This window comes from Oceanospirillum beijerinckii DSM 7166 (assembly GCF_000422425.1).
In the GTDB taxonomy this organism is placed as follows: Bacteria; Pseudomonadota; Gammaproteobacteria; order Pseudomonadales; family Halomonadaceae; genus Oceanospirillum; species Oceanospirillum beijerinckii.
In genome coordinates this window covers 22,104-42,295 of sequence record NZ_AULT01000012.1, presented here as the reverse complement: position 1 = coordinate 42,295, position 20,192 = coordinate 22,104, and the positions used below count along the sequence as shown (strand labels likewise).

Genomic DNA, 20,192 nt, shown 5'->3' with positions numbered 1-20,192 from the left:
CACCCCGCTGACACACACTTTGCAGGCCAATTCCTATACTGGTCTCATCAAACGAACAACGGGAGTAAATATCATGAGCCTGAAGAAAAAATTGTTAGCCAGTGGTATTACAGCAATCCTGATGACGGGCTCAGCATGGGCCCTGGCCTGTGACGGCGAACACGGTGGCTGGAAGAATAAACCTGCTCATATGCAGCAGGGTCATGGTCACCCTGGCGGTATGATGATGGACAGGGAGTTGTTTAAAGGTCTGGATCTGAGCCGCAGCCAACGCAATAAAATCCGCGACATTATGGAAAAATACCGTGGCGATAAGTCCGGTCATCGTGAGCATATGGAAGAGAACAGGGCACAATTTATGCTTGCTCTATTAGATGGCGCTAACACCGATGAACTGAGTACTTTGGTTGATCAAAACATCAACAATATGCAGCAGGGCTTTAAAGACAAATTGCCCGCATTGCAGGAAGTGATACAGGTGCTGACCGATGAACAGAAAAATAAGCTGCGTCAGCGTCTGCAATAAACGACCAGGGTTATCCAGCCAGACATTCTCAGGATCATTCCTACCTGTAAGGCTATTCACCTTACTTTCGGCACCGCTCACGGCGGTGCTTTTTTGTACAAATTGCCAGATATCATCCGTCTTAACCTGCAAATCTCCCTGAAGAGGCTGAACTTTATACTCCGATTGGCGATAATAACTGTATTGGACACTTTATATCAGTTAACACAGGTTTTGCTTATGTTGGCAGCAGCACAGAAAAAACGGATCAAAGCAACTTTGCTGATTGGCCTGACGGCTGTAGTGATTGCGGGTTGTAGCACTTCTCCCACGGGACGGAGCCAGCTGAAACTGTTCCCCAGTGATGAGATCAATCAGATGGGTGTCGCATCTTTTACACAGATGAAAGATGACACGCCAATCAGTAAGAATAAAGTAACAAACAGTTATGTTACCTGTGTAGCCGATAAGGTGATTGCTCAGGTCCCGGAAAAATACGGTATTGATGCCTGGGAAGTCGTAGTCTTCGACTCGGAACAGGTCAATGCCTTTGCACTGCCCGGTGGTAAGGTGGGGGTTTATACTGGCCTGCTGAACGTAGCCGAAAACCAACACCAACTGGCGGCAGTGATTGGTCACGAACTGGCCCACGTACTGGCAGAACACGGCAATGAACGTATCTCGACCTCCTCTCTTACCCAAGCGGCCCTGGCTGCGGCTTATCAGGTCAGTGGCGATATTGAACACAAGCAACAGATCTTCGGTCTGCTAGGCATTGGGGCTCAGTATGGCGTAGTAATGCCTTTTGGCCGTATACAGGAAAGTGAAGCCGATATTATGGGACTGGATCTGATGGCTAAAGCCGGTTTTGATCCACAGGAATCCGTGTCTCTGTGGCAGAATATGGCCAAAGCCAGTGGTGGCAAAGCGCCACCAGAGTTCATGTCGACACACCCATCCAACGAACGCCGGATCAAAGATCTGCAAAAACGCTTTTCGAAAGCGATGCCTATGTATCAACAGGCTCAGGCCGAAGGCCGCAAACCAAACTGTAAAGCCTAAGGGTAGGAGGATAGAGATTAGTCGTGTTGAATTTTTCTATTCGTAATCCCTGGGTATTGGCGGGCCTGGCTTTAATGATCATTCCTTCTCTGGCAATGATGTCCGCCTATTGGTCTGAAATCAGTGCAGCTCAGGCCTGTATGACACAAAGTCTGGGCTTTGATTACCGCACAGGTGAATGTATTGAAGGCAAAACCATCTTTGTTGCCTTCTCTGAGCGCCATCCGCTGCTGGTGAACTCGGGTATGATCTTATCGATGCTCGGTCTACTGGTTTGTATGGTAGGACTGTATAAACGCAGCCAGTAGATGGCAAAACTACACTCAAACCTGATAGCCACAAAAACGCCGAAGAGGGCTTTATATCCCTCTTCGGCGTTTTTGTTTGTCTTAATCAGCGATATTTTATACTCATACCAAACCCGATAAGTTGTTGTAGGTTGGAAAAGCCGCCAGGCGCCTTCCGACAGTCTTCCAGAGCCAATATCGGATGGCGCTTCGCTTATCAACCTACTTACTCTGGTATCAATAAATTTATCAGGAGTGGTATTAGAACCAATATCAGCAAGCAATCAGCTCTGATTCAATGCCTCACGCAGCTGAGCCATCACCTGATCGGTTTTTGGTTGCACACCACGCCAGATATTAAAAGATTCTGCCGCCTGTTCCACCAACATACCTAAACCATCAATGGCTTTGACCGCACCATGATCCAGTGCCCACTGGTTAAAGACGGTGATCTCTTTGCTGTACATCATATCGTAGCAAGCCGCACCTTCTGCCAGCAGATCATCAGGCAGCGGTGGTAAATCACCTGCCAGACTGGCTGCAGTGCCATTCACTACCACATCAAACTGCTGACCTGCCAGATCGGCAAAACCACAGCTGGAAATCGCGCCAAAGTCTGCAAATAGTTCGGCCAGCTGTTCCGCTTTGCTCACGGTACGATTGGCGATCACTAACTGTGCCGGTTGCTCCGCCAGAATCGGTTCAATGACACCCCGTACCGCGCCACCAGCACCCAGAATCAGGATACGTTTACCCTTGAGATCCAACTGCTGATTTTGCGTCAGGTCACGCACTAAACCGACGCCATCTGTGGTATCACCATGAACCACACCCTGTTCATCCTGCCAAAGGGTATTGACCGCACCGGCACGCTGCGCACGAGGGGTTAACGACTCCGCACGTTCATAGGCATCCTGCTTAAAAGGTACGGTAATATTGGCTCCTTTGCCCTGCCGTTGCAGAAATTCATTAAAGCTTTCGGAAAAAGCATCCACCGGAGCCAATAGCGCTTCGTAACTTAGATCCTGCTCGGTCTGCTGAGCAAATGCCGTATGGATCTGAGGTGATTTACTGTGGGCAATAGGATTGCCAAAGACAGCGTAACGGTCAGTCATAGGGTGTCCTGTTTTTATCCTGTTATCTGGTTCTGTTATTTACGCTTGCCGGGCAGCTTAATTATTATCTGTTTACTCTGACTGCTGGCGATTATTGCGCGGGCTGTGCTTTCGCTTCTACCGGCTCTTTCAACTCAGGCCCTTCTTTAGGCTCAGGCTGAGCAGCCACTTCAGCAACCACAGCGGCCAGTTCGGTAACCAGCTGATCCGGGTGATCGTAATACATCTCATGACCCAGTTTCTGATAACGACCACGGTACTTGATCGCCAGTGTTGGGAAACCTTGTCCTTCCGCTGCCGTCAGCATATTACGTCCCTGCAGGAACAGGGCTTCGGTTTCTTTATCCCAGGTGGCCGGTGTTTCCAGCAGGAACTTCAGATTCTCGGTATCACCCAGCAGACCTTCTGCCGCACCCAATAGAATATCCGGCTCGGTCAGGGTTAAACCGTCACGATAATGGTGGCTCTGCAAACGCTTGATATAGTCCAGGGTCTTTTCCATATCGCCCTGCAGAATCAGCTCACGAATGGCAATACTGGCAGGACGGGAGTCCAACGCGCTATCCGGGTCTTGGATAAGAGCGGTAAAACCCGCACCAAACGGCTGACCGGTCAGCGTCTCAATACGATGGCATGCGGTCAGGATATGATCACGAAAACGCGGCCCCAGAATACGGGATTCCGGCATTAAGCCGCCCAGATACACCTGCCACTGCAACTGATCGCCGTGCTCGGCACGTAGCTGATCGATAATCGGCGCTGCGGCATAACACCAGCCACACAGCGGGTCCATAATATAGGCGATTTGTAGTCGAGCCATGTCAGCATTTGCTCCCGTTGTTTATTAAAGCGTTCTCTTAAAGTAACCCGATTAAATCCACTCGCGGTGTGGCAGGAATTTTTCGTACAACTCGGCTTCTGCGCTACCCGCTTCCGGCTCATAACCGTAATCCCAGTGCACCTCTGGCGGCAGAGACATCAGAATGGATTCCGTACGACCACCGGACTGCAGGCCAAACAGCGTGCCCCGGTCAAATACCAGGTTAAATTCCACATAGCGACCACGGCGGTAGCATTGGAACTTACGCTCACGCTCGCCAAACTCCGTCTCTTTACGACGAGCCACAATCGGACGATAAGCATCCAGATAGCTATCACCGATGGCACGGGTAAATTCAAAACACTGCTCGAAGCTGCCTTCATTCAGATCATCAAAGAACAGACCACCGACACCACGGGCTTCATCTCTGTGCTTCAGGAAGAAATAGTCATCACACCATTTCTTATACTTGCCATAAACCTCGGCACCAAAAGGATCGCACGCCGCCTTTGCAGTTTTATGCCAATGGACACAATCTTCTTCAAAACCATAGTAAGGGGTCAGATCGTAACCACCACCAAACCACCATACCGGCTCTTCGCCTTCTTTTTCAGCGACAAAGATGCGTACATTCATATGAGAGGTGGGTACATAAGGGTTTTCCGGATGCATCACCAGAGAAACGCCCGCAGCCTGGAAGCTACGACCGGCTAATTCAGGACGCACAGCAGAGGCGCTCGGCGGCAGCTGACCACCAAATACATGGGAGAAATTCACACCACCTTTTTCAAACACACCGCCTTTGGTGATCAGACGGGTGCGACCACCGCCACCTTGCTCGCGCTGCCAGTTGTCTTCCATAAAACCCACCTGACCGTCTTCTTCCGCCAAACCGGCACAGATGCGATCCTGCAGATCCATCAGATAGCTTTTTACCGCGTCAAAATCGACAGCACTCATAAAGGAGATCCCCTGTAATAAATAATTGAGGCAATACTAGGGGGTCTGCCGGATGCTGACAATGCCCCGTTATTTTAACAGGGCAGATTATCGGGCTGGATTACGCAAGATGGGTTAAATGGAGCAAGGGACTGACGATAAGAAATAGGACGGTAATATTTATCTTAGGGTTTCACCGGTCAACAAGTTACGAATACGGCTGGGCTGCTTGGCACCGCCCAGTTCACCGGACAACACAAAATCCAATTGAGCGGGGAAATAACTCACAATATCCTGCTCTGACATCGCAGGTGGTTCACCTGCAGGATTGGCCGAAGTGGATACTATCGCACCGCCAAATGCCTGACACAGTTGTTTAACCAAGGGGTGATCGGTCACTCGCACGGCTACCAACGGGTGCTGGCCTTTTACCAAGGGATGTACCTGTTCTGAAGGAGGCACTAACCAGGTGTTGGGTCCCGGCCAGGTTTCATCCAGCATCGCCTGCTGTTCTGGAGTAATCGCTTCCATCAGCGGCTGCACCTGCGCCACACTGGCCGCAATTAGAATCACACCTTTATTAGGGTCCCGGGCCTTCAGAGCCATCAACTTCTCTAACGCTGCGGTATTGGTTGGATCACAACCCACACCCCAAACCGCTTCCGTGGGGTATGCAATCACGCCCCCTTGCTGTAATACCTCAACGGCCTCGTTTACGTTAGTAGAAATAACAGTATTGGAACTTGCAGACATCTTGATGACTCACTTAAAACTTGTACAGCTTCACACCATCCTGACCCGACTAATCAGCATACGTTCCCATGCATACTGGTAGAGTAGTTTCGCCCCGGCACACTAGCTAAGCCGTCATTAAGATGCAAGCACTGCCAATCTTATAGAACGTCCAGGCTCAAACCGTGTGTTGGGCTTGGGTAAGATAAGGTGGAACTAAAAAGGTTCCCCAGCATCACTCTGATAGCTAAACGGTTTGATTGCGTACTGTGTTTTAAGCAAGGCCAATCAATGATGGAACTATGATTACCAATCATAGAATAATCAAACCGATAGATTCACTCGATAGATACCGGCTTCTTGCACCACGCGACCCGATAGCTCAAGCATCAGTAAGTTTTGTGAGATCTCACCGGTATTAAACCCTGTCGCCATTACTAAAGCATCCAAATTACCTGCCCCCTGTGCTATCGCCTGCCAGAGCTGTTCCTGCTGAGGGTTATCAAATTTAGGCACTGACGGAGCTTTCTGCTTTATAGCCACTGCAGTGAGATTAGGATTATAAGCGTCAGGGGTCGAAGCCATATTGCTCGACGACGGATCAGCAGAGTGTGAATGCCCAGTAAATAGTTCCAGGCTTTGGTTTGAGGCCACTGCTTGTTGGTTCTTAGCTGTGGAAAAAGCGCCTACAGCGGGTAAAGAGTCCTTAGCAGATAGAAGACCGTTAGAGGAGAAATGGCTGCTATCGGTAGTCAATCCAAACGAAGATGATGAATAACTCTCCGGCAGCTGTAACCAGTGTGCCAGCTCTTCGTGAATATCCTGAATCGTTTCCGTCAGTTTGGCTCCCTGTTTGATCAACTGATGACAGCCTTTATATTGCGCCTGATGGATAGAGCCCGGTATGGCAAACACCTCTCGTCCCGATTCACAGGCCAGGCGGGCACTGATCAGAGAACCGCTTTTTAGGGCTGCTTCCACCACCAAAACGCCGACGCTTAATCCGGCCACAATACGATTACGTTTAGGGAAGTTGTGGCCTCTGGGTGCTGTCCCCAGAGGAAACTCACTGATCAGCAATCCCCGATGGTAGATCTGTTCATACAACGGCTGATTACTGCGAGGATAAACTCTATCGATACCCGTACCCAATACCGCCAACGTTTTACCATTGGCCTGTAAACAGCCCTGATGAGCGGCGGCATCAATGCCTTCGGCCAGACCACTGGTAATACACCAGCCCAGTTCCGATAAAGCCCCGGCAAAACGACGGGCATCATTAAAACCCTCGATAGTAGGCTTGCGGCTACCCACAATCGCGAGTTGAGGCTGATGTAATAACTCAGCATTACCGGCCAGATAAAGCATCAAGGGAGGATCAGCGATCTGCTGTAGTAACTCAGGATAATCTGCATGCCCTAGAGTTAAAACCTGATGTTGATCATAAGCCAACCAATGTAGCAGTTGATCTCTTTCTTTCCACTCCCCATGAAAAGGGTTATGGATACGCTGACAGCACAACTGCACCTGTTGAGCATTTAAGCCAGGGATCTGCGGTAGATAGCGCAAGCAGTCGGCATAGAAATCATCACCGTCCGGTTCACACTGTTGCAGCAAAAGATTTAAGCGTGCCGGACCAAAGCCCTTTAATTGCGATAACGCCAGAAAAGCCAGCGCATGATGCATATCCCTGTCAGACATAACCTCAACTCCTTGGTGTTTATTGCTCCATTTGCATTTATTTTATCCCTTGGTATCGACCTATCTGAAACTTACTTCAGTTAAATAAGGTGAGTTTCGTATCGATTCGAATAAAAGTAATTACGTAATATTATCAATATAGAACGACTATAAATCCGGCACGGTCAATAAATCCCCTACTTTAATCGGCTTACTTGCTTCCATAACCAGGGCATAACTCACTTGTGGAAACGTTCTGAAAACCATCAGATATCCAGTTTCTTCCAGTGGCAGTGCGACTTGCTCACTATTGCGGGCATCTTTGGCTTGTTCACGCTGAGTTGAGATCGTCAGCACATTACCCGGCGAGAGCAGGTGATCCTCTCCCAGGTTGATCGCGACGACAGAATACAAACCACCAAAACCAATCCCCTCCAGCATGGAGATAATCTCACCCTGAACCCGTCGACTCGGTGCATTAGGGTAGAAAATAGCCGGGGTTACCCCCAGATCTTGCAAGGTAACAATATCCTTTGCTCTCACCTCTTCCTTACTCTTGACCACCCGCATAGTCGCTATATCGTTATCCTGGCTTTCCAGCTCCAGAGTACCGATATAGCGCATCTCATAACCCAGCATCCGATTAGGCTGATTCGGATGAAATAGCCTGGACTGATAAGCCTTTTCCTGCCGATAGAGCAGATAGCGGCTACCCACAGCGGAATAACCTGCACCACGCACATACACCCGGTCATTCAGACCTGCCACAATGCGGTTATCTTCCAAGCTTAAAATATAGCCACTGTTTTCCAGTTGCTCCTCGGTAAAAACCTGATGGCGCTCAATAAAAGAGGCTATTCTCTGCATAGGCAAACCAGGCACCGCCTGTCGATAGTTTTTAATACGTATACTGGGTGAAAGTTTAATTACAGCACCAGCTTCAGCCTGTTGAATAGGCTCTGAAGCCTGGGCAGTTACAGTGATGCAAAGAGTAGTAAAAAATGACCGCCACAATGACCGCCACGAGAGGCATTTAACGATCACACCACGCCGGAAAAGACCCATAACGACAAACTCCCCTGTAAGTAGTCGGGCTGAAAGGCTGATGATAGGGGCGATTAGGATTGCCCAAGGGGAACCAGCCCCCTACAATATCAGTCAAATTGATCAGAACACAGTATTCTGGGTTCAATCCTCAGTTTATATCACTTGAAAGGCTTAGCATGGCACTGTATCAAATCCTTGAATTTCCTGATGCTCGTCTACGCACGGTTGCCAAACCCGTAGAAGAGGTGAACGACGAAATCCGTAACATCGTTGAGAACATGCTTGAAACCATGTATCACGCCAAAGGAATTGGTCTGGCCGCCACTCAGGTGAATATTCATCAACGTATTATTGTGATGGATGTGTCCGAAAATAATGATCAACCGTACGTGATGATCAATCCGGAATACACACCGCTGGATGATGACTCCGAGATGATGCAGGAAGGCTGCCTGTCTGTGCCGGAATACTACGCCGATGTGAAACGCCACCTGCGTGTACAACTGACAGCACTGGATCGTGACGGCAACCCGTATGAACTGGAAGCCGATGGTCTGCTGGCCCACTGTATTCAGCACGAATGTGATCACCTGGATGGCAAGCTGTTTGTGGATTATCTGTCGACCATGAAGCGTAATCGCGTGCGCAAGCTGATGGAAAAACGTCAGCGTGAACAGGCCCGTCAGGCCTGATTGTTCGTTATAAGTTATTTTTCAGGCCAGCCCGTGCTGGCCTGAACTCGTTTTGGAGCCCTTATGTCTGCCCAGCCTCTGCGTATTATCTTTGCCGGTACGCCGGATTTTGCCGTCCACTCCCTGCAAGCCCTGCTCGATACCTCCCATGAAGTGATTGCCGTTTATACTCAACCGGATCGCCCAGCGGGCCGTGGCCGCAAACTGACCCCGAGTCCGGTGAAATCCCTGGCGCTGGAACAGGATATCCCTGTCTATCAGCCGCTGACCCTGCGTGATGAAGACGCGCAGAAAGAGCTGGCGGCACTAAATGCCGATCTGATGGTGGTAGTGGCTTACGGCCTGATTCTGCCTCAGATAGTGCTGGACACCCCACGCCTGGGCTGTATCAATGTGCACGGCTCTCTGCTGCCACGTTGGCGTGGTGCGGCACCGATTCAAAGGGCTATTCACCTGGGTGATCAGGAAACCGGCGTTACCATTATGCAGATGGAAGCAGGCCTGGATACCGGTCCTATGCTGCTGAAAACCTATCTGCCCATTGAAGCGGATGATACTGCGCAAAGTCTGCACGATAAGCTGGCCCAGCAGGGCGGCGATGCCTTGAAAGAAGCGGTGGACGGTCTGGCCGCAGGTACACTGACGGCAGAGGTGCAGGACGATAGCATGGCCAACTACGCCGAAAAACTGAGCAAAGCGGAAGGCGAACTGGATTGGTCCAAACCCGCCATTGAGCTGGATCGTACCGTGCGTGCCTTTAACCCCTGGCCTGTCGCCTGGACGCTGCTGGATGACGCGACGCTGCGTATCTGGCATGCCAAAGCAGAAGCCACTGAGCACAACCTGGCACCAGGTACTGTGATCAGCGCCGATAAAACCGGCCTTTTGATCGCCTGTGGTGAGGGCGCACTGCGTATATCCACTCTTCAACTGCCGGGCAAAAAAGCCCTATCCATCACCGATATTCTGAACTCAGGCAAGCAGCTGTTTGTGCCTGGTGAAACCCAGCTGGGTCAATAGGAGTATACAGCAGATATGGCACGTCCCAATGTGCGAGTCGCCGCAGTAAAAGCCCTGCTACCTGTGGTCAAGCAGCAGGAATCCCTGTCCGGAGCCCTGCCCTTTCAACAGGAACAGGTGGCAGAAAAAGATCGTGGTTTACTGCAGGAGCTGTGTTTTGGCACCCTACGCTGGCTGACCCGTTTGGAAGGTATTCGTAATCAACTGGTCAGCAAACCTTTTAAAGCCAAAGACAGAGATGTTGATCTGCTGCTGTTACTGGGACTGTACCAGCTGATCTATACCCGTATTCCTACCCATGCAGCAATCAATGAAACCGTGGCGGGCGCTAAGCTGCTGAAAAAAGATTGGGCTAAGGGGCTGATCAACGGTTGTTTGCGTCGCTTCCAGCGGGAAGAAGAGGCGCTGATCGCACAACTGCAACGCTCTGAAGCCGCTTGCCTGGCTCACCCTAACTGGTTACTGCAACAGCTGCAGCAGGATTGGCCGGAGCAGTGGCAAGCCGCCGTTGAGGCCAATAACCAACATCCGCCGATGATCCTACGGGTGAATCACAGTCAAAGCCGTCGTGATGACTATCTGACAAAACTGGCTGAGGCAGAGATCGCAGCCGTCGCCTGCGACTTTGCCCCTGATGGTATTCGTCTGGAAAAAGCCACCGACGTCACTCGTCTGCCGGGTTTTGACCAGGGCATGATCAGCGTGCAGGACGAAGCGGCTCAGTTAGCCGCCGATCTGCTACAGCTGCAACCGGGCCAACGGGTACTGGATGCCTGTGCTGCACCGGGCGGAAAGACCGCCCATATGCTGGAGCGTGAGCCCAGCCTGTCCGTGGTTGCCGTCGACAGTGAAGCCAATCGCCTGAAACGGGTGGAAGAAAACTTCCAGCGCCTGCAGTTAAGTGCCGAGCTGCACTGCTCCGATATCACCCAACTGGACAACTGGTGGGATGGTCAGCAGTTTGATCGTATTCTGCTGGATGCGCCCTGCTCGGCCACAGGAGTCATCCGTCGTCACCCCGATATCAAATGGCTACGCCGTAAAACCGATATTCCGGCTTTGGCTGAGCTACAGCAATCTATGCTGCAACTGCTATGGAAAACGCTTAAACCCGGTGGAATCTTGGTTTATGCTACCTGCTCGGTTTTAGCCATGGAAAATGCAAGGAATATTGAAACCTTCCTGACACAATCGGACGCACGTTTGATTGGCCCGGTGAATGCCCCTTATGGGCTGGATACCGGTTTTGGCCAGCAGTTATTGCCACAGCCCCAGGGCCACGATGGCTTCTTTTACGCCGTATTGGAAAAACCGGCGTAAAGAATAAGCCCATCTAATACCGCGCAATAGCTTGAATAACAAAGCAAAAACCTGAGTAACGCCATTAAACAGCGGACTGAGAGTAAGCGATGAAAATTATTATTCTGGGTGCAGGCCAGGTAGGCGGCACCCTGGCCGAGAATCTGGCCATTGAAGAGAACGACATCACCGTCGTTGACACCAATGGTGCTCGGTTAAGGGAGCTCCAAAACCGTTTTGATATCCGAACGGTGCAGGGAAAAGGCTCCTACCCCAATGTACTGCGCCAGGCTGGTGGCGAGGACTGCGATATGCTGATCGCCGTCACCAACAGTGATGAAGTCAATATGATCGCCTGTCAGATCGCCTTCACCATGTTCCGCACCCCGACTAAGATCGCCCGTGTACGTTCCAACGCTTACTCAGGCCGTAAAGGTCTGTTTGGTGCCGAAGCGATTCCTATTGATGTGATTATCAGTCCGGAACAGGTCGTCACCAATCACGTTAAACGCCTGATTCAATACCCAGGCGCACTCCAGGTGATGGATTTTGCCGGAGGTGCTGCTCAGCTGGTGGCGGTTCGGGCTTATTACGGCGGTCCTTTAGTGGGTCAGGAACTGGGCTATCTGCGCCAGCATATGCCCAATGTCGACACCCGAGTTGCCGCTATTTACCGTCGCAATCGCCCCATCATTCCACAAGGGGATACGGTGATTGAAGCCGATGATGAGGTGTTCTTTATCGCTGCCCGCCACAATATTAAGGCGGTGATGAGTGAACTGCGTAAGGTCGATCACCAATACAAACGCATTATGATCGCCGGTGGCGGTAATATCGGTGAGCGTTTGGCAGAAGCGCTCGAACATGAGTACCAGGTCAAGATTATCGAATACGGCCTGCCCCGCTGCCAGAACCTGTCCGAAAAGCTGGACCGCACCATAGTGCTACACGGCAGCGCCACCAATAAAGATCTGTTGGTAGAAGAAAATATCGACGAAGTGGATATCTTCTGTGCCCTGACCAACGATGATGAAGTCAACATCATGTCCTCCATGCTGGCCAAACGTCTGGGGGCTAACAAAGTGCTTACCCTGATCAATAACGCCGCTTATGTGGATCTGGTGCAGGGTGGCGAAATCGATATCGCGGTTTCCCCACAGATGGCTACCATCGGCAGCCTGCTCACCCACGTACGTCGCGGTGATATTGTTAACGTACACTCCCTGCGTCGCGGTGCGGCGGAAGCCATTGAGGCTATCGCCCACGGTGATGAACGCAGCTCAAAAGTGGTAGGGAAAGCCATTGAAGAGATTGATCTGCCTGACGGTACCACCATTGGTGCCATCGTACGTAATGGCGAGGTGATCATCGCCCACGATGATGTCGTGGTGCAGCAAGATGACCACGTTATTATGTTCCTGGTGGACAAACGCAAGATTCGTGAAGTGGAGCGCCTGTTCCAGGTGGGTCTGACCTTCTTCTAACCCTGAATTCAGAATCAAACCGATATGAATATAGTCACGACGATGAGGATTCTGGGGATTCTGCTGATGCTGTTCAGTATCACCATGATGCCCTCGATGCTCATTTCAGCGCTCTACAAGGATGGCGCCCATAACGCTTTTGTCAGCGGTATGGCCATTACCTTTTTCACCGGCTTTTTTGCCTGGCTTCCCGTGCGTAACGTGCGCAAGGAGTTGAGAACCCGGGATGGTTTCCTGGTGGTGGTACTCTTCTGGACCGTACTGGGCCTCTTCGGAGCTGTGCCCCTGTACCTGGCCGAACACCCAGGACTGAGCTTCACCGATGCGGTATTTGAGTCGGTATCCGGCCTGAGTACTACAGGGGCTACTGTGATTACCGGGCTCGATTTCCTGCCGGAGTCCGTACTCTTCTACCGTCAGTTACTCCAGTGGCTGGGGGGGATGGGTATCATCGTATTGGCAGTAGCCATTCTGCCAATGCTCGGCATTGGTGGTATGCAGCTCTATCGTGCCGAAACACCGGGACCGGTCAAAGACAATAAGCTCACCCCACGGATTACCGAGACCGCCAAGGCGCTTTGGTATATCTATCTGAGTCTGACCGTAGCCTGTGCCGGTGCATACTGGCTGGCGGGTATGACGCTGTTTGATGCCATCAGCCATAGCTTTGCGACGGTAGCTATTGGTGGCTTCTCCACCCACGATGCCAGTATGGGCTACTTTGATAGCGCAGTGATTGAAGGCATCTGTATCGTCTTTATGCTGATCTCAGCGGTGAACTACTCCCTGCACTTTATCGCCTGGCGTGAACGCTCACTGAAACATTATCTGTTTGATCCTGAGTTCCGCTTTTTCTTTTTCCTGCTGGGCATCACCGTCCTGACGACCTTTATTGTCTTGTGGGCAACTGAAACCTACTCTGCTGATCAGTCACTGCGTCACGGCCTGTTTGAAGTCGTTTCGGTCGCCACTACGACAGGCTTTGGGGTCGCTGACTTTTCCCAATGGCCCAGCGTACTGCCCTTCACTCTGTTCCTGGCCGCCTTTGTCGGTGGCTGTGCCGGTTCCACCGGTGGTGGTATGAAGGTGGTGCGTATCCTGTTAATTCTGAAACAGGGTATTCGTGAGATTAAACGTCTGGTCCACCCTAGCGCTATTATTCCGGTCAAGCTGGGCGGTCGCAGTGTACCGGATCGGGTTATTGAGGCTGTCTGGGGGTTCTTCTCAGTCTATCTGATGCTGTTTGTTGTCATGTTGATTGGCCTGCTGGCGACCGGCCTGGACCAGGTTACCGCTTGGTCAGCCGTAGGCTCGGCACTGAATAACCTGGGACCTGGCTTGGGAGAGGTGGCTTCTCACTACGGTAATATCCCCGATGTCGCCAAGTGGATTTTGATTATCGCCATGCTGCTGGGTCGTTTGGAGATCTTTACCCTACTGGTATTGTTTACGCCTATGTTCTGGCGGCGCTAATACCCTGAACCACCGTTTAAATGTAAGCAAGGGCAAGAAAGGGGCAAATCTTTTGCCTCTTTTTTATTAAAAGTATTCAGCCTGACACAAAGTTATAAAGCGTCGCGTAAAGCCACAGCGACCTTTATTTTCAATCAGTTAAGCTATGGATTATTTACAGCAATATAAAAGTAGCCCCTTAGCCAAAATAGTACTTGGCTAACTTTCTTACCCTTCTCATAATACGCACCGGGTGGCGACTTGGGTCAGCTCCTCTATAATGCCAAAGTAATACGTAAGTTATTTTCCACTGCAGTCGCTGGCCGAGACAACTAACAGGGATGGACGCCCCTGTAAACCCACAGCCACTATAATAACGAAGCTGAATAATCCGAACTGATTGGTATGTCTGAGCAAACACACGCGATTTATAGAAAAATTGAACACTTTCTGACAGAGAATAACCTGTCTCCTAATCCGACCAATTATTCGGTCGCTTTTGCTCATCTGCAGAAACACTCAGCAAAGCTCAGTTCAGCGATCAATAGCCATCTGAAAAAGCATGGCAAACTGAACGAAACCTTTACCCAGCAGATTTTCAGTGAGTTTATTCAGCAGCCTGATTATAACAACGAAACCATCTACCCCGCTCTGCAGACTCTGCTCACAGAAGTGTATTCGGTTGTAGAAAAATCCCACTTAGATAACGTCTCTTATATTAAAACGCTGAATGCCGCTTCAATGAAACTGGATGACTCTCAGCAGGAGACTAATATTCAGATGCTGGTGGGGCTGTTGAAAAAGTCCACCGATTCCATGCGGAACTCTCAGGAAAAGCTGTCCCAACGCTTACAAAAAGCGGAGCAGGAGTCAGAGCAACTTCAGCGACAACTACACCAGGTCGCTAAGGCTGCTATGTTTGACGATCTGACAGGATTACTGAACCGGGCAGGCCTACGCACAAAACTGGAAGAATACGCCAACGCATCCGGTGTTCCACTGGAAGAGAGCCTGTACTCGATTATCGTTTTTGATCTGGATAAGTTTAAATCGATTAACGATACCTATGGCCACCCCTTTGGTGACCGGGTTCTAAGTAACACCGGATCCGTTATCACCAAACATATTCGAGGCACCGATTTAGCAGTGCGTTTTGGTGGTGAAGAATTTATTGTCGTTCTTCCAGACACGGATCTGCAGAGTGCCTATCAAATCGCAGAAAAAATTCGTTGTGCCATCAGTAATGTATGTTGGATCAACCGACGCACCAATGAAAAGCTATCGGCGATTACTATTTCGGCAGGTATTGCCCAGTCCCAGTTAAACTCAGACCTGACTCTGGATGATGTGATTCAGGTGGCAGATGACGCCTTGTACCGGGCAAAAAATAACGGCCGTAACTGCTGCTATATGTTACATCATGGCCAGTCCTCCGGCGGAGTTCATGAATAGTAAGCAAAATACAGAAGAAACGGGCAAGCTGATCCTTCCCCATTTATTTTGGCTTTCTGCTTTTTAAGACACTATGCCCCCCATGCTGGCAAGAGATCAGCTGGCTATCCGCCCCCTTTCTTATAGATCTTCGGCTGCCCCTCAGGACGACGCTTAAAGCGCTTATACTCCCACTGGTACTGCTCTGGAGCAATTTCAACCAAAGCCTCAACCATGCGGTTCACACCGGCTACCGCCGTTATATCATCACTGTCATAAACAGCCTCATCGGCTGGAATAAAGTGAATATCAAAACCCTGTCCATCGGGTAACCGGCGGGCAAAGCCAGCAACAACTCTGGCGCCGGTTTTACTGATCAAACGTGTCACCAGCTTAGGTGAAAAAGCATCGATTCCCATAAAGGGAGCAAAAACACCACCGGATAGCTCATCTGGTTCCTGGTCTGGCAAATTACCAACCAATTCACCTTTCTGTAGCTGCTTCAGTAGCTTAGCAACACCTTTCATGTTCGCAGGCACCATGAGCATACCGGAACGGCTACGACCATTAGTGATAATCTGATCCATCACTTCCAGCTTAGGTACAGCATACATGGCGGTCATCTCGTAGTGATGGCTTAAAAAAAGACCAAACACTTCCCAGTTACCCAGATGCGGTCCCAGGATAATCACGCCCTTGCCTTCCGACTTAGCGCTTTCCAGGTACTCCTGACCATGTACTTCACGGGTGGATGCAATCAGGTCTTCAAAAGGAATCATCCAACTCCAACCCAGCTCCAGTGCCATCGTTGCGGTCTGGCAGATACTCGCTTTAACTTGCTGCTCTTGCTGTTCGGCTGATAAATGAGGGTAACACAGGCCGATATTAGTGCGTGTCACTGCCACATTGCGGCCATTACTTTTGTAGATCGCCCACCCTAACCAACGCCCCCAGCGATGTAATCTCGGCAGTGGTTGACGACTGCAAAACGTTAACAGGCGTACGATGGCCCAGTTTTTAAATTTAGTGCTCGCCGACAGTTTGCTCATCTTTCGCCTGCTTGGATTCCTGTAAGCTTTTCTCAATCAAGCGGAACTGACGTTCCAGTGCACCACGATTCTTTTCAACCACCTGGTACGCTTTCTGCCCCATCTCTTTACGATATTCGGGGTCTTGTAACAGCTCGATGACTTTGGTAGAAATTTCATTTACCTCTGTGCATCGGGACAAGGCGTTGTTCTGATCGAACATCTCCGCGACATCATTAAAATTAAACAGATAACCACCTGATAATACAGGCTTTTTCAAGCATGCTGGCTCCAGTAGGTTATGACCGCCTACCGGCTTAATACTACCTGCAACAAAGGCCACATCAGAAGTAGCATACATCAGCATCAGTTCACCCATGGTATCTGCCAGGTAAACACTGTGCTCTTCACCAAACTCATCGTTACTGGTGCGACGCACATACTCCCAGCCCTGGTCGTCCAACAATTGTGCAACAGCATCAAAACGTTGAGGGTGACGGGGAACCAGAATTAAAACCGCATCAGGCAGTTGTTCCAGTACCTCTTTATGAGCGGCCAGTAAACGTTCGTCTTCACCGGGATGGGTGCTGCCTGCAACCCAAACAGGGCGTGAGGCAAAGCTCTCCTCCCGGAAGAAATCAGCTTTACTCTGCAAACCCACCTCAGGGACCACATCAAACTTAATACTGCCGGTAACCACCACCTTATCCGCCGGTGCACCCAACTCAACAAAGCCATGGGCATCCTTATCCGATTTGGCGGCAATGACAGATACGTCTTTCAACACTTCCTGTGTTACCTTGCTTAACTTGCGATAACTGCGTAGCGACTTATCTGACAAACGACCATTGGCAATCACAAAAGGAATTTCACGCTGGTGACAACCATGGATCAGGTTAGGCCACAACTCGGTTTCCATAAAAATCACCACTTCCGGCTTGATTCTGTCCAGAAAACGAGAAGCGACCCAGGGTAGATCCAGAGGTAACAGCAAATGAGCACCATTACCCTGTAACACCTTACGAGCCTGGCGCGCACCAGTCGCAGTCATGGTTGTCACTAATATCAGATGACTTTCATACTCTTTCTGTAACTTACGAATCAGAGGCGTTGCCGCAATCACCTCCCCAACAGAAGCAGCATGCAGCCAAATCACCGGCTTAATCGGCAGATTAGGGGTATAACCCAGGCGCTCGGAGAAAGAGTTCTGTTCAGTCGTTTCCTTACTGACTTTCCATAAAAAGTAGGGCGAGAACAATGTCAGTAAGGTGCTATATAAACCTCGATTCAACTTCATGAATATCTCATTAAAACTGTTAAAAGCGTGATCAGGACACAGTAACTTTTCGTCCTGTATCGGTAAAGGCACTGTGTTGTAACAGTCGATCAATCTGAGCCAATACCTCTTCAGTTTTGATCACATCCATCGCATGGGGATGGCGCACCCGTTGCCCCCAACTCAGCTCAGCTACTGTTTTGTTCATAAACTGAGCCGTTGCCTGAGGATATTTGTTTACTACCCAGTCCTGCCATAAATAGGGACCGGTTCGATGCACATTGGATGTGGCAAAGAGGCCAATCACCGGTGTATTCACGGCATTAGCAAAATGCACAGGGCCTGAGTCTGGTGCGATGACCAACTGAGCCCGCTCAATCAACACGATCAGTCCCTGTAATGAGGTATTAGCCACCAAATTCAGTACAGGTGTACCTGCCTGTTCAGCAATATCCCGAGCGTACTGATGCTCAATATCACGATTGCCACCCGTAATGACCGCCTTAATGCCATAGTGCTGATACAGGTGACGCACCACAGCGACATACCCCTCAACGGTCCAGTTACGAAAGTTTCGTGCCCGCTGACTGGAACAGGGAGAGATCAGTACATAACGCTCAAAGTCACATTTCTCTGTCGCTTCCTGCCGCGCTTGCTCGGATACCGGAAGCAGCCACTGCAACTGCTGCGGGCTTTCGGGCGCAATCCCTAAAGCGTGCAGAAAATCGTAAAAACCTTCCACGACATGACTGTTTTTTCGCGCAGTGATCTTATGGCTGGTAAACAGCCATTGCCAATCCTTTGCCCGATCACGATCAAAGCCTAATTTGATTTTGGCTTTAATCCCTATCGACAGCAGCGAAGCCCGCAAAGCGGCTTGCATATGCAGCAACAGATCAAACTCAGTGTCTTTTAAGGATTGCCATAATTCCCGCATGCCTTTAAGGCCTGTTTTTTTGTCATACACGACAAACTCGACCCCAGACAGCCCCTTCAGTAGACTATGCTCTGCCTTACCGGTAATCCAGGTAATGCGTGTCTCAGGCCAGGCTTTTTGTATAGCCAGCACAACAGGAACCACATTACTGACGTCACCCAAAGCGGATAACCGTAACAGACAGATATGTTTTGGTGGGGCAGTCAGAGGCAGTGTCATGGAAATTCAGCTTTATTCCAAAAATAGGCACCATATTCTATATGATGCGCAGCAGATCCCACAAATCAATGAACACTGGTTTGAACAAACCTGGTGGCAGGATAAAGGGCAGATTAGTGAGCCCTCCGGCGGCCGGGGCCAAGCCATTTTTATTCAACCCAGGGGCGATTTTTGCACAACTGTCGCTACAGTCCCTGAGCTGGTGTTGCGCCATTATCGTCGCGGCGGACTAATCGCTCGATTAATTAAGGATCGCTATCTTTTTACGGGCCTTGAAAACTCCCGTCCATGGCAGGAGTTTAAACTGACCTGTACCCTGTTTGAGCAAGGGTTACCTGTGCCTCGTCCAATTGCCGCTCATATTCAGCAACAGGGCCTGTTTTATCAAGCAGATCTGATTACCGAACGCTTGCCCAATAGCCAGCCGTTTGCCAACTATCTATCTCCTGGGAAGCATGATAAGGATGCCGACCTGACTGTAGTTTGGCAAAACGTGGGGCACACTCTGGCATGCTTCCACCGCTTTGGCCTGAATCATAGTGATCTTAATGCCAATAATATTCTGATCGGTACTACCGGTCAGGTATGGGTAATCGATTTTGATCGTTGCCAACTGGATGACCCAAAACAAACCCAGTGGCAACAAAACAATATCCAACGCCTGCAACGTTCTATTCTAAAGCTCATCAGACAGGAACAGCTATCCGGACAATTACTCACACTGTGGCAACAGCTCTACCAGAGCTATCATCTTCTTTTATCCAAAACAGAAAGCGACTGAAATAGAACGCGAGGGTATTCAAAACCTAACTTGCCCGGATAACCCTTTTTAATGTTCTGAGCCTGAGTCCATGGGGCAAAACAGTAGCCAGGGGAGCAGATCCTGTTTCACGATCTTATTCCCCCTTTCGGCAACCCGGCATTTATCAATTTAATTTCCAGATAGCGTCTTCCCTGCCAGATATCTTCCACTTTAGTTAATTTCCTGACAAAAAAGACAAATTTCCCGCTTTAGCCCCCTACATACTGCCCTATCCAGCGGGTATACTTGTTCGTTTATCCACAGCGAAACAAAAGTCTTTCGGTCTGTTTCAGTCAGCGTTTCAATCATTCGTTGACTGGATCAGAACAACTTTTTTTGGCTGCTATACGAATTCATTAGCTCAT

At 50.0% G+C, this 20,192-nt stretch carries 19 protein-coding genes; 10 read left to right on the top strand and 9 right to left on the bottom strand.

The window, feature by feature from the left end; genetic code table 11:
* The first annotated feature begins 73 nt into the window (after nucleotides 1-73).
* From H579_RS0105705 to H579_RS0105695, 3 genes are all read left to right on the top strand, one after another.
* Complete coding sequence (locus tag H579_RS0105705; protein WP_028299882.1) at nucleotides 74-526, top strand: Spy/CpxP family protein refolding chaperone; 453 nt, start codon at nucleotides 74-76, stop codon at nucleotides 524-526.
* Nucleotides 527-745: 219 nt separating this feature from the next.
* Entirely contained in the window at nucleotides 746-1,567 is an 822-nt protein-coding gene (locus H579_RS0105700) for a M48 family metallopeptidase (protein WP_051227348.1), read from the top strand.
* A 23-nt stretch (nucleotides 1,568-1,590) separates the two neighbouring features.
* On the top strand, nucleotides 1,591-1,875 hold the full coding sequence (locus H579_RS0105695) for a hypothetical protein (protein ID WP_051227347.1): 285 nt from the start codon (nucleotides 1,591-1,593) through the stop codon (nucleotides 1,873-1,875).
* 263 nt (nucleotides 1,876-2,138) lie between these two features.
* Here the strand turns inward: H579_RS0105695 and aroE are convergent, their stop codons facing one another.
* The 6 genes from aroE to H579_RS0105665 form a co-directional block, all read right to left on the bottom strand.
* The gene (gene aroE, locus H579_RS0105690) at nucleotides 2,139-2,969 is read right to left on the bottom strand and encodes a shikimate dehydrogenase (RefSeq protein ID WP_028299879.1); all 831 of its coding nucleotides are present in this window, start codon (nucleotides 2,967-2,969) and stop codon (nucleotides 2,139-2,141) included.
* Between the two features lie 91 nt (nucleotides 2,970-3,060).
* Entirely contained in the window at nucleotides 3,061-3,789 is a 729-nt protein-coding gene (locus H579_RS27650; protein ID WP_051227346.1) for a DsbA family protein, read from the bottom strand.
* Nucleotides 3,790-3,840: 51 nt separating this feature from the next.
* Nucleotides 3,841-4,749 (bottom strand): oxygen-dependent coproporphyrinogen oxidase, encoded by a 909-nt coding sequence (gene hemF, locus H579_RS0105680; RefSeq protein ID WP_028299878.1) that lies wholly within the window; start codon nucleotides 4,747-4,749, stop codon nucleotides 3,841-3,843.
* A 159-nt stretch (nucleotides 4,750-4,908) separates the two neighbouring features.
* A complete protein-coding gene (gene tsaC, locus H579_RS0105675) occupies nucleotides 4,909-5,481 on the bottom strand; it encodes an L-threonylcarbamoyladenylate synthase type 1 TsaC (RefSeq protein WP_036565500.1) in 573 nt (190 codons plus the stop codon).
* Between the two features lie 303 nt (nucleotides 5,482-5,784).
* Nucleotides 5,785-7,161 (bottom strand): DNA-processing protein DprA, encoded by a 1,377-nt coding sequence (dprA, locus tag H579_RS27645; protein ID WP_051227345.1) that lies wholly within the window; start codon nucleotides 7,159-7,161, stop codon nucleotides 5,785-5,787.
* A 147-nt stretch (nucleotides 7,162-7,308) separates the two neighbouring features.
* Entirely contained in the window at nucleotides 7,309-8,007 is a 699-nt protein-coding gene (locus H579_RS0105665; protein WP_028299876.1) for a hypothetical protein, read from the bottom strand.
* Nucleotides 8,008-8,363: 356 nt separating this feature from the next.
* On the opposite strand from H579_RS0105665, the gene def reads away from it, so the two are divergent.
* From def to H579_RS27640, 6 genes are all read left to right on the top strand, one after another.
* Nucleotides 8,364-8,879, top strand: a complete 516-nt coding sequence (gene def / locus H579_RS0105660; RefSeq protein WP_028299875.1) for a peptide deformylase — start codon at nucleotides 8,364-8,366, stop codon at nucleotides 8,877-8,879.
* Nucleotides 8,880-8,942: 63 nt separating this feature from the next.
* Complete coding sequence (gene fmt / locus H579_RS0105655; RefSeq protein WP_036565499.1) at nucleotides 8,943-9,899, top strand: methionyl-tRNA formyltransferase; 957 nt, start codon at nucleotides 8,943-8,945, stop codon at nucleotides 9,897-9,899.
* Nucleotides 9,900-9,914: 15 nt separating this feature from the next.
* Nucleotides 9,915-11,219: a 16S rRNA (cytosine(967)-C(5))-methyltransferase RsmB gene (rsmB, locus tag H579_RS0105650; RefSeq protein WP_028299873.1), complete on the top strand. Its 1,305-nt coding sequence runs from the start codon at nucleotides 9,915-9,917 to the stop codon at nucleotides 11,217-11,219.
* A gap of 89 nt (nucleotides 11,220-11,308) precedes the next feature.
* Nucleotides 11,309-12,682, top strand: a complete 1,374-nt coding sequence (trkA, locus tag H579_RS0105645) for a Trk system potassium transporter TrkA (protein WP_028299872.1) — start codon at nucleotides 11,309-11,311, stop codon at nucleotides 12,680-12,682.
* Nucleotides 12,683-12,706: 24 nt separating this feature from the next.
* Complete coding sequence (locus H579_RS0105640; RefSeq protein ID WP_028299871.1) at nucleotides 12,707-14,155, top strand: TrkH family potassium uptake protein; 1,449 nt, start codon at nucleotides 12,707-12,709, stop codon at nucleotides 14,153-14,155.
* 384 nt (nucleotides 14,156-14,539) lie between these two features.
* Nucleotides 14,540-15,586: a GGDEF domain-containing protein gene (locus H579_RS27640; RefSeq protein WP_051227344.1), complete on the top strand. Its 1,047-nt coding sequence runs from the start codon at nucleotides 14,540-14,542 to the stop codon at nucleotides 15,584-15,586.
* Between the two features lie 104 nt (nucleotides 15,587-15,690).
* Here the strand turns inward: H579_RS27640 and H579_RS0105630 are convergent, their stop codons facing one another.
* From H579_RS0105630 to H579_RS0105620, 3 genes are read right to left on the bottom strand one after another with little or no spacing between them, the layout of a single operon-like run.
* Nucleotides 15,691-16,614: a lysophospholipid acyltransferase family protein gene (locus H579_RS0105630; RefSeq protein WP_028299870.1), complete on the bottom strand. Its 924-nt coding sequence runs from the start codon at nucleotides 16,612-16,614 to the stop codon at nucleotides 15,691-15,693.
* Nucleotides 16,589-17,890: a lipid IV(A) 3-deoxy-D-manno-octulosonic acid transferase gene (waaA, locus tag H579_RS24390; protein WP_051227343.1), complete on the bottom strand. Its 1,302-nt coding sequence runs from the start codon at nucleotides 17,888-17,890 to the stop codon at nucleotides 16,589-16,591. The genes H579_RS0105630 and waaA overlap by 26 nt, the downstream gene beginning before the upstream one ends.
* Before the next feature lie 31 nt (nucleotides 17,891-17,921).
* Nucleotides 17,922-19,025 (bottom strand): glycosyltransferase family 9 protein, encoded by a 1,104-nt coding sequence (locus H579_RS0105620; RefSeq protein ID WP_028299869.1) that lies wholly within the window; start codon nucleotides 19,023-19,025, stop codon nucleotides 17,922-17,924.
* On the opposite strand from H579_RS0105620, the gene H579_RS24385 reads away from it, so the two are divergent.
* Complete coding sequence (locus tag H579_RS24385; protein ID WP_051227342.1) at nucleotides 19,024-19,806, top strand: 3-deoxy-D-manno-octulosonic acid kinase; 783 nt, start codon at nucleotides 19,024-19,026, stop codon at nucleotides 19,804-19,806. The two genes, H579_RS0105620 and H579_RS24385, sit on opposite strands and share 2 nt — an antisense overlap.
* Nucleotides 19,807-20,192: the final 386 nt, after the last annotated feature.